Origin of the sequence: Nocardioides eburneiflavus (genome assembly GCF_004785795.1) — a bacterium.
GTDB classification, from domain to species: Bacteria; Actinomycetota; Actinomycetes; order Propionibacteriales; family Nocardioidaceae; genus Nocardioides; species Nocardioides eburneiflavus.
In genome coordinates this window covers 1,418,127-1,430,706 of the sequence record NZ_SRRO01000001.1, presented here as the reverse complement: position 1 = coordinate 1,430,706, position 12,580 = coordinate 1,418,127, and the positions used below count along the sequence as shown (strand labels likewise).

Genomic DNA, 12,580 nt, shown 5'->3' with positions numbered 1-12,580 from the left:
GACCGACCTCGTCCCGTCGACTTTGCCAGTGTGGTCCCAGCAGCGAAAATGACATCTCCGCCCACCACCCAGCCGGAGCTCGATGTCCACGCCCTCCCCCCTCGCCGTCGACGCGCCCGCGAGGAGGCTGCCCGGACCGGAGCACCCGCCGTACCGCCACCCGTACGCGTTCCTCGTGGCCAACGCCGCCCTCATCGGGGCGGTCACCTTCGTCGCCAGCATGGCCCTCGACCGACCCGTGGCCGATCCCGAGGGCAGCTTCCTCGGCCCGTCGTGGGTGCGCCTGCCGGTGCTGTGCGCGGCCGCCATCGTCCTGGACCTCCTGCCGCGTGCCCTGTGGCACGGACGCCTGCACCCCGGCCGTACGGCTGCCGCCGTCCGCGAGCGCGTCCGCAGCCACTGGACCCGCGCCCGGCTCCAGCTCGTCGTGGTCGGCATCTCGGGCTTCTACGTCGTCTACGTCGCCTACCGCAACCTCAAGTCGCTCCTGCCGCTCGTCCGCGACGACAAGTACGACGCCGAGCTGCGGCTGCTCGATCGGGTGCTGCTGCTCGGCAACGACCCGGCCACCCTCCTGCAGGACCTCCTCGGCACCGGAGCCACGGCACACGTGCTGTCCGCGGTCTACCTCGCCTACATCCCGCTCGTCGCGATCCTCGTCACCGTCTGGCTCGTGTGGTCGACCAACATCGGCTACGGCTGGTGGTTCGTGACCGCGCAGGGCATCGCGTGGACGCTCGGCACGGTCTCCTACTACCTGCTGCCCACCCTCGGCCCGGGGCTCATGTACCCGTGGCTGACGAGCGACCTGACGCCCAACGGCACATCCGCCCTCATGGACTCGCTGGTCTACACACGCCAGGGCTTCCTGTGGGGCGAGGGCGACTACCAGGGCGTCGCAGGCTTCGCGAGCCTCCACACCGCGATCGCGCTGCTGTGGGCGCTGATGGCGCAGCACACCGTGCGCAGCGTGGTCGTGCGACGGATCTTCTGGGTCAACTTCGCGCTCACGGTCGTCGCCACGCTCTACTTCGGGTGGCACCACGTCTCCGACGACATCGCCGGGGCGGCCATCGCGTGGATCGCGTTCTGGCTGGGCGCCCGCGCGACGGGGCACCGGTTCCGGCGCGGTGAGGCGGACCTGACCTAGCCTCTGCCCATGACGACCGCCGCGGGCCAGCCCTTCAGCGTCGCGTGGACCAGCGACTCGCTCTACCGCGAGGCCTCCGGACCGGACCCGTTCCTCGGGCCCGAGGGCGACCTGACGCCCGTGGTCGACGAGATGAGCGGCACCCGGGTCGAGGTCGATGGCTGGGACGACGCGCTCGACGCGGCGTGGCAGGACATCGTCCGGTCCGACGAGGCAGCGGTCCGGGAGTGGGAGCGGTCGTACGTCGCGGCGCGCGGTGCCCAGGACCTGGCGGTCGACTTCAACGACGGCACGCGCGTGTCCGGGCGGGCCGGGGCCGGCTACTACGGCGTGAGCTACCCCGCCGGCCTGCTGCTCGCCGACGCCGGCGGCAAGGTCGCTGCCATGCGTACGGCCGTGCTGGTCGTCCTGGACCGGCACGTGGACCGTCAGTCGCTCGACGTGCCGCTGCTCAGCGACGTGTACGCCGGCGCCTGACCGTCGTCAGCGCTCCGCCGGTACGCCCCGCGCGCCGGAGTCGGTCAGCTCGGCCTCGCGCTCGGCCGCGGCCTCGAGCTCCTGACGGCGGGTCTCCTCCATCATGGCGCGCGTCGCGTCGTAGATGCCGGGGTCCGACACGAGGTCGGCGGCGCCACGACGCAGCCGGGCGAGCGCCGCGCGAGCGAAGATCTGCTGCTCGGTCGTGGTGCGCTCGGAGCGGTTGTTGCTGATGAAGGTGATGGCCCAGCGCATCAGCGCCGACACCTGGTTCTTGAAGCCGGTGAGGTAGACGAGGTGGACGGCGAGCCACATCAGCCAGGCGACGATGCCGGTCAGCCGGAGCTTGCCGACCATCGCGACTGCGCGGAAGCGGCTGATGATGGCCATCGAGCCCTTGTCGAAGTACTTGAACGGCGGCTGCGGCGCCTTGCCCTCGAGCCGGTTCCTGATCTCCTTGGCGGCGTACTTGGCGCCCTGGATCGCGACCTGGGCGACTCCGGGCAGGTTGTCGAGGGCGATCATGTCGCCGACCACGAAGACCTCGGGGTGGCCGGGCAGCGTGAGGTCGGGGTTGACCGCGATGCGACCGGCGCGGTCGAGCGGTGCGCCGGTCTGCTCCGACAGCGTCCTGCCGAGCGGGTTGGCCTGCACGCCGGCAGCCCAGATCTTGGCGACGGAGTCGATGCGCTCGGTGCGGCCGTCCTTGAACTTCACCTCGAGGCCACGCTCGTCGACCTCGGTGACCATGCCGCCGAGCATCACCTCGACGCCGAGCTTCTCGAGCTCGCGCTGGGCCTTCTCGCCGAGCTTCGCGCCGAAGGGCGGCAGCACCTGCGGCGCTGCGTCGACGAGCACCACGCGGGCGTGGCGGGTGTTGATGGCGCGGAAGTCCTTGCGCAGCGTGTTGTGGGCGAGCTCGGCGATCTGCCCGGCCATCTCCACACCGGTCGGACCGGCGCCGACGACGACGAAGGTCAGCAGGTGGTCGACGTCGTCGCCCCGGGTGGCGCCGAGCTCGGCCATCTCGAAGGCGCCGAAGATGCGCCCGCGCAGCTCGAGCGCGTCGTCGATGCTCTTCATGCCGGGAGCGAACTCGGCGAAGTGGTCGTTGCCGAAGTAGGACTGGCTCGCACCCGCGGCCACGAGCAGCGAGTCGTACGACGTCGTGGTCTCGCGGCCCAGCACGCGCGAGGTGACGGTCTTCGCGGTCAGGTCGATGTCGGTGACCTCGCCGAGGATCACACGGGCGTTCTCCTGGCCGCTGAGCACCTCGCGGGTCGGCGGGGCGATCTCGCCCTCGGAGAGGATGCCGGTCGCGACCTGGTAGAGCAGCGGCTGGAAGAGATGGTGCGTGGTCTTCGCGATGACGGTGACGTCGACGTCGGCGCGACGCAGCGCCTTGGTGCCGAAGAGACCGCCGAAGCCGGACCCGATCACCACGACCTTGTGACGGGCTGCCTGCGTCGACGTCATGGGGTGCTCCTGTGGGTCGTAGGTGCGTCGGTGCTCCGCTCAGGGCCATTGTCCTCCTGGCCGGATCGCGGCGCGAAACGCCGGGGGCGTCTGCTTGCTCACACCACTACCCAGCCTCCCGAGAAACTATGGTGGTTGTCGAGGTTTGAACCACCTGTGCATGGGCAATCATGGCCCCACTGGACTGTCCACCCCCCCTCGAAAAGAGTCCCAGTGCCGCTGAGCTCCGAGTTGACGCTGGCGTCTTCGCCGCGCGCAGCGGCCGACGCGCGTCGGTGGGTCGGTGACATCTGCCAGCGTCTCGAGCGCCCGGACCTCGTCGAGTGCGCCGAGCTCGGCGTCTCCGAGCTGGTCGCCAACGCGCTCCTCCACGCCTCCGCCCCCTACAAGGTCCGCGTGCGCGGCACGGCCTCGCACCCCCGCATCGAGGTCGTCGACGGGTCGACCCGGCCACCGGAGCCGCCCAGCCGTGTCGAGAGCGACGACCTCGACCTGCTGCTCACCTTCGGCCGCGGGCTCTCCATGGTCGCCCAGTGCGCGCTCGCCTGGGGAGCCACCATCGAGTCCGACGGCAAGATCGTGTGGTTCGAGCCCGCGCCCGAGATGAGCGAGTCCAACTCGGTCGAGTGGGTCATCGACCGGCTCGAACCCGCCCCATCGCCTCCGGAGCGGCCGACCGGCGACGCGACCGTCGAGGTCCGCCTGAGGGGGATCGACGTCCCCCTCTACGCCTCGCTCGCCCGCCAGTACAGCGAGCTGCGCCGCGAGCTGCGCCTGCTGTCGCTCTCGCACCAGTCCGACTATCCCCTCGCCGGTGACCTCACGGCGATGTTCGCCAACTTCGAGCGCCAGTTCCCCGAGGCGTTCGACGAGCAGATCCGCGAGGCGGAGGCGCGGGGGCTGCCTCGCGTCGACGTGACCTTCCCGATGGCACGCGAGGCGGGTCCGATCCTGGTGACGATGACGGAGATGTTCGACGTCGCCGACGCCTTCTGCAGGGCCGAGCGGCTGTTGTCGATCGCCCGTACGCCACGCCAGCGCGCGCTGCACGGCTGGCTGCTCGGCGAGCTGGTCCACCAGCTCGACGGCGCCGCGTCCCGGCCCTGGTCCGGCAGCGCTCCGCCGGCGACCCCGTCCACGAGCCAGGTGGGCTGAGCGGCAGCTCGCGCGGGGGTCTCGGTCAGCCCCAGCCCAGCTCGTGGAGGCGACGGTCGTCGAAGCCGAAGTGGTGGGCCACCTCGTGGACGACGGTGATCCGCACCTCGTCCTCGAGGTCCTCCACTGTGTCGGCCATGTCGAGGAGCGGACCCCGGAAGAGCAGGATGCGGTCGGGCAGCATGCCCGCGTGGTTCGCCGGCCGCTCAGTCAGCGCCAGCCCGTCGTAGAGCCCGAGCAGGTCGGGGTCGTCCTCGGGTGCCTCGGCCTCGACCAGCACGACGACGTTGTCCACGAGCCTGGCCAGGTCGTCGGGCAGTCCGTCGAGCGCCCGCCCGACCATCGCGTCGAACTCGGCGGGGTCCAGGTCGATGGGCATGGTGCCAGCCTAGGAGCGACGTCGAAGCCGCCTGCCATGACATCGGGTTCGAAATGACATCAGGGTGAGCCTGGCGGCTCACCCTGATGTCGTCATGCGTCTGCGACCCCGACGGGACTCGAACCCGCGGCCTCCGCCGTGACAGGGCGGCGCGCTAACCAACTGCGCTACGGGGCCAGATGTGTGGTGCTGGGTGTTGCTGGTGAAGCGGGTGGAACTCTAACCCATGGCCTTCGGCGACACCCAATCGGCGTCGACCCCGGGCCGGATCGCACCCCCAACCGGATTCGAACCGGCGCTACCGCCGTGAAAGGGCGGGGTCCTGGGCCGCTAGACGATGGGGGCCAGCTCGCCCCGGGCAGGCCCGGGAGAGCAGCGCCCAGCATAGGGCCAGCGAGCGCCCCCCTCCCAACCCGCCGGCCGCGAACCACATCCACGACGAGGCAAAGCAGGGCAAATCTGCGAGACCGCAGAAAGTTGCCACCCTCTTTGACTAATCTTGCCCCGTGAGCAGCGAAGGGCGTCATCTGCGCTTCCTCGTCGTCGACGACAACGAGGACATCCGCGATGTCTTCTGCCGTCTGATCGAGCGGGCCGGCCATGACGCCGGGACCGCCGTGGACGGGCAGGAGGCGGTCGAGACACTGCAGGCAGAGACCTTCGACGTGATGCTCCTCGACCTGACGATGCCGCGCATGACGGGCGTCGACGTCGTGCGCTGGCTGCGCGCGCACCCCGACGTCGCCCCGGGCCTGCGGATCGTCGTCATCAGCGCCTGGGCCGGCGAGCACCGTGCCGTCCTCCAAGAACTCGGCATCACGACGGTCATGCAGAAGCCGCTGCGAATCCAGCAACTGACCGATCTCATTGCCGAGACACTCCGCGACATGGAGTCCTGAGCCCGTCCCTGAGAGCAACACCGGGTGCAGAACTCCGCGGCGTGTCCCTCCGTGCGCCTACCTGGCGCACGTACCAACCCACCCTGGAGAAACCCCATGATGAACCGCATCCGCACCCGCATCGAGGCCCGTCGGGCCGTCAACCACATGCCGTACGCCTGGCGGCCGGCGCCGCCGCGCTGACGCGTCGGCACTCGAGAGTGACCACTCCCCTGTGAGTCACATGGACAGCGTCGAGTCGGCCGGCGGCCAGCTCGGCGCTGTCCTCTCGGCCCCACGGGACGGCGCAGCCGCCCTCGGACCGGGCGGTCCGTGGCTCGCCACGAGCCTGGAACAGGCGCGCCAGGTCCTGACCGACCCGGAGGCGTTCGACTTCCCCGGCAACGTCAACCGCACGGGCGACCTGTCGGGCAGCCGCGGCGAGACCCGCTCGGGCCACACCGTGTTCGCTCCCGTCTCCCCCGACGAGGTGGCTCGCGGCGTGGCGGTCTTCGACGCGGAGTGGGCGGCCGCGCTCGGCGACCACGCCCGCGACAGCCTCGGCGAGCCGTACGACGCCATGGTGCTCCTGCGCCGGCCCGTGGCGCGCTCGACCACCGCTGCCGTCCTCCCCGGGCTCGACGACGCCCGCCGGGACGCGGTCGCGGACCACGTCCTGGCGTGGATCGACGCCCTCGGCCCCGTGATCGCCGCCCACCGACGGCCACGACGCTGGAGCAGGATCCGCCGTACGGAGCACGCCACGCGCATCGCGCTGGAGGACCTCCTCGACGCGGCGCTGTCCCGACTCCCGGGCGAGGACCGGACCGCCCAGCAGCTCGCGACGATGCTGGCGGCCGGCATCCAGGTCCCGATCGCGGCCGGCTCCTTCCTGCTGGCGTGGCTCGCCCAGCACCCCCGTTCGGTCGACCCCGTGCACGCCGTGTGGGAGACGCTGCGCCTGACTCCGCCCACGTGGCTGACCGCTCGCGTGACCACACGGGAGGTCGACCTCGGGGGCACCGCCGTCCCCTCGGGCCGGGTGGTGTTCGTCAGCCCGCTGCTCCTCGGGCGGCTGGACTCGCTGGTGCCCGGCGCGCCCGACAGCCTTCGCGACTTCGACCCCGGCCGCTGGCAGGACGCGACGAGACGCCCGGGTGCGTGGCTGCCGTTCGGTGCCGGGCCGCACGCCTGCCCCGGGCGTACTCTCGGCATGGCGGTGCTGGTGCGCCTGGCCTCCTGGGGAGCGAAGCACGAAATGACGTTGAGCGAGGACGTTCGGATCGACCAGAGTCGGGGTATCAGCCCCGTGCCGTGCCGGTTCACCGCCACCGCCAGATCGGAGACGTCACCGTGATCCTCCACCCCGCGCTGCAGGACGCATCGGCCACTGGCACGACGTCTCGCGAGGCGACGGGCCACGCGGTCACCATCCTGGCCGGCGACCTCGGGGTCGACGAGGCGGTCGACCTCGCCGCACGCCACCTGCTGTCCCATGATCGCGTCGACGTCGTCCTCTCGGTGCTCACCCGGTTCCAGCCCGAGGACACCCGTGGCTGGAAGGGGCTGGGCGCTCGCGCGTGGATCCGGGAGTGGACGGATCCGGGTTCGACGTTGAGCCTCCTGCCGCCCCCCGGCGCGGGACCCGAGGCGGCGCTCACCATGCCATGGCTGTCCCGGCTCGCACGCTCCGGCGAGATCGTGGCGATCCTCGACCGGGACCTCCTGCCCGACGAGGCCGACCAGGACCGCTCGGAGCTCGCACGCAGCGACATCCACAGCCTCGTCGCGTCGGCGTACACCTCCGGCGGCGACATGTACGGCAGCCTGTCGGCCATCAGCACGCGGACCGGCCCGTGGCCGGACACCTTCGTGCAGGACTTCAAGCTGCTCAACGCCGCGATCATCGCCCGGCTCGCCCTCGAGCAGTCCCGCCGCTCGCTCGCGGAGGCGATCGAGGCGGGCACCGAGGCCCAGACGGCCTACCAGCACTTCTTCGGCTCGGTCGGCCATGAGCTGCGTACGCCGCTGTCGGCGATCCTGGGCTACGCCGAGGTGCTCGTCGACGAGGCCGGCCAGACCCCGGACGACCCCGTCTCGGCCGGCGTGCTCCGCGACGGGCCGGTCATGATGCGCGCCTGCGAGCGGGTGCTCGACGTCGTCGACAGCCTCCTCGGCGCCGGGCGCACCCTCTCCAGCGACGACGAGCGGCAGGAGGTCCTGGTCGCGGACGCCGTCGCCGACGTGGCGCACTGGCACCGGACTCCTGCCCAGACAGCGGCCGTGGAGATGTACATCGACGTCGATCCCGTCGCCACGGTGCGCGCGCACCCCTCGGGCGTACGCCAGGTGCTGACGAGCCTCGTCGGCAACGCCATCGCCCACCACCACCCGCACGGCGGCACCGTGGACCTGTCGACGCAGCGCCTGCTCGGCGAGAGCGGCCAGGAGATGGTGCGGATCATCGTGCGCGACAACGGCCCGGGCCTCACGCCGGAGCAGCTCGAGCACGTCTTCGAGCCGTTCGTCCGCTACGCCGGCCCCGAGGTCCCGGGCAGCGGCCTCGGCCTGTCGATGGCCCGCACCATCGCCGAGCGTGACGGCGGGGCGGTGCGTGGCGAGTCCACGCCAGGAGTCGGCTCGTCGTTCTGGGTGGAGCTGCCGGTCCGGGACCCCGCCTGAGCCGATTCCACCCCTACCGCCGGGCTCATGTATTCTCGACCCCGCTTGGGCAGGTAGCTCAGTTGGTACGAGCGATCGCCTGAAAAGTGATAGGTCGGCGGTTCGACCCCGCCCCTGCCCACAAGCACAGAAGGGCCCCGATCACGTCCCGATCGGGGCCCTTCTGCTGCTCCGCCTCCCGCGCTCTCCCGGCGACCGGGAGGATGGTGCGGTGCTCCCACGCCTCGAGGTCGTCCGCCGCCTGCGTCCGGTCGACCTCGTCGCACCCGGCTCGGTCCTCGTGGAGGAGAGCACGGGCGGCCTCTTCGCACTGCCCGCCGCGGCGCCGTACGTCGCCGCGACCTCCGCGGCCCCCGACCGCGCCCGGCTCGCGCTGCACCTCGCCGATCACCGCGTCGACGCATCCCTCGACGACGGTTCGATCTGCCTGACCCTCACGCGCGGACGCGACACGCAGGAGCTGCGGAGCCGGCGCTTCCACCGTGCCGTGGAGCCGACCGGGCTCGGCCTGACCCTGACCGGCACCCACGTGACCGCGTGGAGCCGCGAGGCGTCCGGCTGGGTGGCCCGAGCCCGGCACGACCTGCGCGACCTGGTCGACACGCGCGACGCGGCGGTGCTCGCCGACCTCGTCCTCGAGCTGCCGACCGGGGGCGGGGTCGGCGGCGGCTTCGGTCAGCTCGGGCTGCGCGACGTACGGTTCGTCACCACCGAGGACGGCACCCCGCTGCGGACGGACGGGGCGTTGTGGCTGACGGCCACCTCGGCCGGGCCGGGGTTCTTCGACACCGCCCACACGAGCGTGTGGCGCCTCGACCCCGTCGCCCTCGAGGTCGAGCACACCGGCGACCTGTTCTTCCGGCGCCCCGACCGGCCCGGCGTCTTCGGCGACCACGCCACCCACGTGGTCCGCACGGCCGACGGCTGGCTCGTCGCGACGAGCACCTGGGGCGACTTCGAGAAGCCGACCACCCGCGAGGGCCGGCGGGAGCCGGCGGGACTGCGGGTTACCCTCGCCGAGCCGCCGGCCACCGTCGACGTGCTGCGCGGCACCCACGTCCTCGACACCCGCGAGCTCCCGCTGCCGACCGACGGCCTCGACTCCATCGCCACCTGGGACCCGCACCTCGTGCGCCGGGACGGGCGCTGGCTCGTCGGCTTCGTGAGCGCTCGACGGTTCTTCGACTTCCACCCCGCTCTCGCGGCAGGCGAGGACCTGGACGACCTGCGGCTGCTCGGCGCTGCGACCGACCGCTGCTCGACCGAGGGCACGACCCTCGTCGAGGTCGGCGGACGGCTGGTGGTGCTGGCGAGCGACGGCCGCGACTCCCGACGCGGCCAGCGTGCGCGCTTCCCGGCGTACGACCTCGCGATGACCGACATCGGCACGCTCGACGCGCCCTACCCCACCAACCTGCCGTGGCCGAGCCTCGCACGAGTCGACGACGGCTGGCTGATGGTCACCTTCGACGGCCGGGCGACGGGCGGGAAGCTGCTCGGCTACGGCACGCACGGAGACCTCGTGGTGATGCGGTCCGGCTGACCCCACGGGACTACCCTGAGGGTGACGGCGGTCACCACCCCTCGACCGCGCTGACCAGGTCCGCACACCCCGCGGCCGCACCCACCAGAAAAGGATCCGAGAGCATGTCTGGAGCACCCACGTCCGGCGTCGACGTCTTCGAGCTCGGCAGCGAGCACGAGCAGGTCGTCCTGTGCAACGACCGCGCGACCGGCCTCCGCGCCATCATCGCCATCCACTCCACGGCCCTCGGCCCTGCGCTCGGCGGGACGCGGTTCTACCCCTACGCCAGCACGGACGACGCGATCGTCGACGTGCTCAACCTCTCGCGCGGCATGTCCTACAAGAACGCGCTCGCAGGCCTCGACCTGGGCGGCGGCAAGGCCGTCATCATCGGTGACCCGGCCGAGCTGAAGACCGAGGCGCTGCTGCGCGCCTACGGCCGCTTCGTCCAGTCGCTCAACGGTCGCTACTTCACCGCGTGCGACGTGGGCACGTTCAGCGAGGACATGGACCACATCGCCAGGGAGTGCGACTTCGTCACCGGCCGCACCGTGGCCCACGGTGGCGCCGGGGACAGCTCGGTGCTGACGGCGTACGGCACCTTCCAGGGCATGCGCGCCGCGGCAGAGCAGGTCTGGGGCGAGCCCAGCCTCGCCGGCCGCACCGTCGGCGTCGCCGGCGTCGGCAAGGTGGGTCGCCACCTCGTCCGCCACCTCATCGAGGACGGCGCCCACGTGGTCGTCACCGACGTGCACGCACCGTCGGTCGAGGCGATCCGCGCCCAGCTCCCGCAGGTGCAGGCCGTCGCCTCCACCGACGAGCTCGTCGCGAGCGAGATCGACGTCTACGCCCCGTGCGCCATGGGCGGCGCCATCAGCGACGAGGTGCTCGAGGTGCTGCGCGCGTCGATCATCTGCGGCGCGGCCAACAACCAGCTCGCCCACCCGGGCATCGAGAAGCAGGTCGACGAGCGCGGCATCCTCTACGCCCCGGACTACTGCGTGAACTCCGGCGGCGTCATCCAGGTCGCCGACGAGCTCGAGGGCTTCTCCTTCGAGCGCGCCCAGCAGCGCGCGTCGGGGATCTTCGAGACCACCCGCAAGGTGTTCGAGCTCGCCACGGCCGACGGCGTCACCACCGCCGAGGCGGCCGACCGCCTGGCCGAGCGCCGGATGCGCGAGGTCGGCCGCCTGCGCGGCATCCACCTGCGCTGACGCCGAGTCGGCGCGTCCTCGCACACCGGCAGCCCCGAGTCGGCGCATCCTCACACCTCTCAGCGTGAGGATGCGCCGACTCGGCGTCTCGATCGCGCCAGGACGCGCCGCCTCGGGGCCTCTGTCGCGCCAGGACGCGCCCACTCGGCCGTCGTCAGGGCGCACTGACAGACCTCACCGCCCGGTTGCCCGGGCGGGGTGATCAGGTGCGATCAGTCAGTCTGCGCGCCGACGGGGGTCGGCGTAGTCCGACCACTCGTCCTCGCTGGGATCGACCTCACTCGTGGAGTGAGAGTCCTCTCCGTGCAGCTCCTTCGCCAGCGCACCGAAGTCCGTCTCGTGAGTACGGTACTTCAGGTCGCGGGCAACCTTCGTCTGCTTCGCCTTCGCTCGGCCGCGCCCCATAGGGTCGACCCCCTCGCACACTTGGCCGGGGCCGTCGGAGAGCCGCCCGACGCGCCCGGTCTGATCGGTTACATATCGTGGGGACAACGCTACCTGAGCGGTGGGTGTTCCCGCACACCAAGGCCCGGCATTTCGCGGTCGAAGTACCGAATCTCGTCACCAGCCGGGGTGCTGGCCCTCCAGCAGCACCCGGCCGCCGTGCTCCTCGTCGGCGCGCACCTCGCCCGCGACCCAGGCCCGGATGCCGTGGCCGGCGAGCACGGAGACGGCCGTGTCGACGGACTCGGGAGCGGTGAGCGAGACCATGCCGACGCCGCAGTTGAGGGTCGCCTCGAGGTCGGGCTGGCTCACGTCGCCGACGCGGCGCACGACGTCGAAGACCGGCTGCGGCGTCCACGTCGAGCGGTCGATGCGGACGGACAGCTCCTCCGGGAGCACCCGCTCGAGGTTGGCGGCGAGCCCGCCGCCGGTGATGTGCGACATCGCGTGGGTCTCGGTGCGGTCGGCGAGGTCGAGGCAGGCCTTGGCATAGATCCGGGTCGGCTCGAGCAGCTCCTCGCCGAGGGTGCGGCCGAAGTCGTCGACCTGGCGGTCGACGGTCCAGCCGGCCTTCTCGAGCAGCACGTGGCGCACCAGGGAGTAGCCGTTGGAGTGCAGGCCGCTGGCCTCCATCGCGATCACGACGTCACCGGGGCGTACGCGACCGGGGCCGAGCAGCCTGCTGGCCTCGACCACGCCGGTCGTGGCGCCGGCGACGTCGTAGTCGTCGGGGTCGAGCAGGCCGGGGTGCTCGGCGGTCTCGCCGCCGATCAGCGCGCAGCCTGCCACGACGCACGCCTCTGCGATGCCCTTGACGATGGCCGCGATGCGCTCGGGGACGACGCGGCCGCACGCGATGTAGTCGGTCATGAACAGCGGCTCGGCGCCGCAGACGACGAGGTCGTCGACGACCATGCCGACCAGGTCGAAGCCGATGGTGTCGTGGACGTCCATCAGCTGCGCGATCGCGACCTTGGTGCCGACGCCGTCGGTCGAGGTCGCGAGCAGCGGGCGCTCGTAGCGGGTGAGGGCCGAGGCGTCGAAGAGGCCCGCGAAGCCGCCCAGCCCGCCGATCATCTCGGGGCGTCGGGCCTTCTCGACCCACCCCTTCATCAGGTCGATGGCACGGTCGGCCGCCTCGATGGAGACCCCGGCGGCGGCGTAGGCCCCTTCGGTGCGGGCACTGTGGTCGGTCACGGA

At 71.8% G+C, this 12,580-nt stretch carries 12 protein-coding genes and 3 tRNA genes; 9 read left to right on the top strand and 6 right to left on the bottom strand.

The window, feature by feature from the left end:
• The first annotated feature begins 82 nt into the window (after window positions 1-82).
• Window positions 83-1,150, top strand: a complete 1,068-nt coding sequence (locus EXE59_RS06705) for a phosphatase PAP2 family protein (protein ID WP_135838209.1) — start codon at window positions 83-85, stop codon at window positions 1,148-1,150.
• A gap of 9 nt (window positions 1,151-1,159) precedes the next feature.
• The gene (locus EXE59_RS06700) at window positions 1,160-1,627 is read left to right on the top strand and encodes a hypothetical protein (RefSeq protein WP_135838208.1); all 468 of its coding nucleotides are present in this window, start codon (window positions 1,160-1,162) and stop codon (window positions 1,625-1,627) included.
• A gap of 6 nt (window positions 1,628-1,633) precedes the next feature.
• Here EXE59_RS06700 and EXE59_RS06695 read toward each other — a convergent pair whose 3' ends face one another.
• Window positions 1,634-3,103: an NAD(P)/FAD-dependent oxidoreductase gene (locus EXE59_RS06695; protein WP_135838207.1), complete on the bottom strand. Its 1,470-nt coding sequence runs from the start codon at window positions 3,101-3,103 to the stop codon at window positions 1,634-1,636.
• Window positions 3,104-3,334: 231 nt separating this feature from the next.
• Here EXE59_RS06695 and EXE59_RS06690 point away from each other — a divergent pair, with 231 nt between their 5' ends.
• Window positions 3,335-4,258: an ATP-binding protein gene (locus EXE59_RS06690; protein WP_246056573.1), complete on the top strand. Its 924-nt coding sequence runs from the start codon at window positions 3,335-3,337 to the stop codon at window positions 4,256-4,258.
• Between the two features lie 25 nt (window positions 4,259-4,283).
• Here EXE59_RS06690 and EXE59_RS06685 read toward each other — a convergent pair whose 3' ends face one another.
• The 3 genes from EXE59_RS06685 to EXE59_RS06675 form a co-directional block, all read right to left on the bottom strand.
• Window positions 4,284-4,637, bottom strand: coding sequence for a metallopeptidase family protein (locus EXE59_RS06685; protein WP_135838205.1), 354 nt, complete (start codon window positions 4,635-4,637; stop codon window positions 4,284-4,286).
• A gap of 103 nt (window positions 4,638-4,740) precedes the next feature.
• Window positions 4,741-4,814: transfer RNA gene (locus tag EXE59_RS06680), tRNA-Asp, on the bottom strand.
• A 95-nt stretch (window positions 4,815-4,909) separates the two neighbouring features.
• Window positions 4,910-4,982 (bottom strand) — tRNA-Glu (locus EXE59_RS06675).
• A gap of 161 nt (window positions 4,983-5,143) precedes the next feature.
• Between EXE59_RS06675 and EXE59_RS06670 the strand changes: the two genes are divergently transcribed.
• The 6 genes from EXE59_RS06670 (at window position 5,144) to EXE59_RS06645 (ending at window position 10,936) form a co-directional block, all read left to right on the top strand.
• The gene (locus EXE59_RS06670; RefSeq protein ID WP_135838204.1) at window positions 5,144-5,536 is read left to right on the top strand and encodes a response regulator; all 393 of its coding nucleotides are present in this window, start codon (window positions 5,144-5,146) and stop codon (window positions 5,534-5,536) included.
• Window positions 5,537-5,759: 223 nt separating this feature from the next.
• Window positions 5,760-6,872 (top strand): cytochrome P450, encoded by a 1,113-nt coding sequence (locus EXE59_RS06665; protein WP_135838203.1) that lies wholly within the window; start codon window positions 5,760-5,762, stop codon window positions 6,870-6,872.
• Window positions 6,830-8,197, top strand: coding sequence for a sensor histidine kinase (locus tag EXE59_RS06660; protein ID WP_168218425.1), 1,368 nt, complete (start codon window positions 6,830-6,832; stop codon window positions 8,195-8,197). The genes EXE59_RS06665 and EXE59_RS06660 overlap by 43 nt, the downstream gene beginning before the upstream one ends.
• Window positions 8,198-8,244: 47 nt before the next feature.
• Window positions 8,245-8,318, top strand: a tRNA-Phe gene (locus EXE59_RS06655).
• Between the two features lie 90 nt (window positions 8,319-8,408).
• Window positions 8,409-9,740, top strand: a complete 1,332-nt coding sequence (locus EXE59_RS06650) for a hypothetical protein (RefSeq protein WP_135838201.1) — start codon at window positions 8,409-8,411, stop codon at window positions 9,738-9,740.
• Between the two features lie 104 nt (window positions 9,741-9,844).
• Window positions 9,845-10,936 (top strand): Glu/Leu/Phe/Val family dehydrogenase, encoded by a 1,092-nt coding sequence (locus EXE59_RS06645; RefSeq protein WP_135838200.1) that lies wholly within the window; start codon window positions 9,845-9,847, stop codon window positions 10,934-10,936.
• 216 nt (window positions 10,937-11,152) lie between these two features.
• On the opposite strand, the gene EXE59_RS06640 is transcribed toward EXE59_RS06645, so the two are convergent.
• A complete protein-coding gene (locus EXE59_RS06640; protein WP_129456864.1) occupies window positions 11,153-11,341 on the bottom strand; it encodes a DUF3073 domain-containing protein in 189 nt (62 codons plus the stop codon).
• A 156-nt stretch (window positions 11,342-11,497) separates the two neighbouring features.
• On the bottom strand, window positions 11,498-12,577 hold the full coding sequence (gene purM / locus EXE59_RS06635) for a phosphoribosylformylglycinamidine cyclo-ligase (protein WP_135838199.1): 1,080 nt from the start codon (window positions 12,575-12,577) through the stop codon (window positions 11,498-11,500).
• Window positions 12,578-12,580 lie beyond the last annotated feature (3 nt).

What these genes read in the sequence shown, in the direction of transcription:
- EXE59_RS06700 (WP_135838208.1), top strand. Translation starts at nt 1,160, where the DNA reads ATGACGACCGCCGCGGGCCAGCCCTTCAGCGTCGCGTGGACCAGCGAC.
- EXE59_RS06645 (WP_135838200.1), top strand. Translation starts at nt 9,845, where the DNA reads ATGTCTGGAGCACCCACGTCCGGCGTCGACGTCTTCGAGCTCGGCAGC.
- EXE59_RS06665 (WP_135838203.1), top strand. Translation starts at nt 5,760, where the DNA reads ATGGACAGCGTCGAGTCGGCCGGCGGCCAGCTCGGCGCTGTCCTCTCG.
- EXE59_RS06695 (WP_135838207.1), bottom strand. Translation starts at nt 3,103, where the DNA reads ATGACGTCGACGCAGGCAGCCCGTCACAAGGTCGTGGTGATCGGGTCC.
- EXE59_RS06705 (WP_135838209.1), top strand. Translation starts at nt 83, where the DNA reads ATGTCCACGCCCTCCCCCCTCGCCGTCGACGCGCCCGCGAGGAGGCTG.
- EXE59_RS06685 (WP_135838205.1), bottom strand. Translation starts at nt 4,637, where the DNA reads ATGCCCATCGACCTGGACCCCGCCGAGTTCGACGCGATGGTCGGGCGG.
- EXE59_RS06640 (WP_129456864.1), bottom strand. Translation starts at nt 11,341, where the DNA reads ATGGGGCGCGGCCGAGCGAAGGCGAAGCAGACGAAGGTTGCCCGCGAC.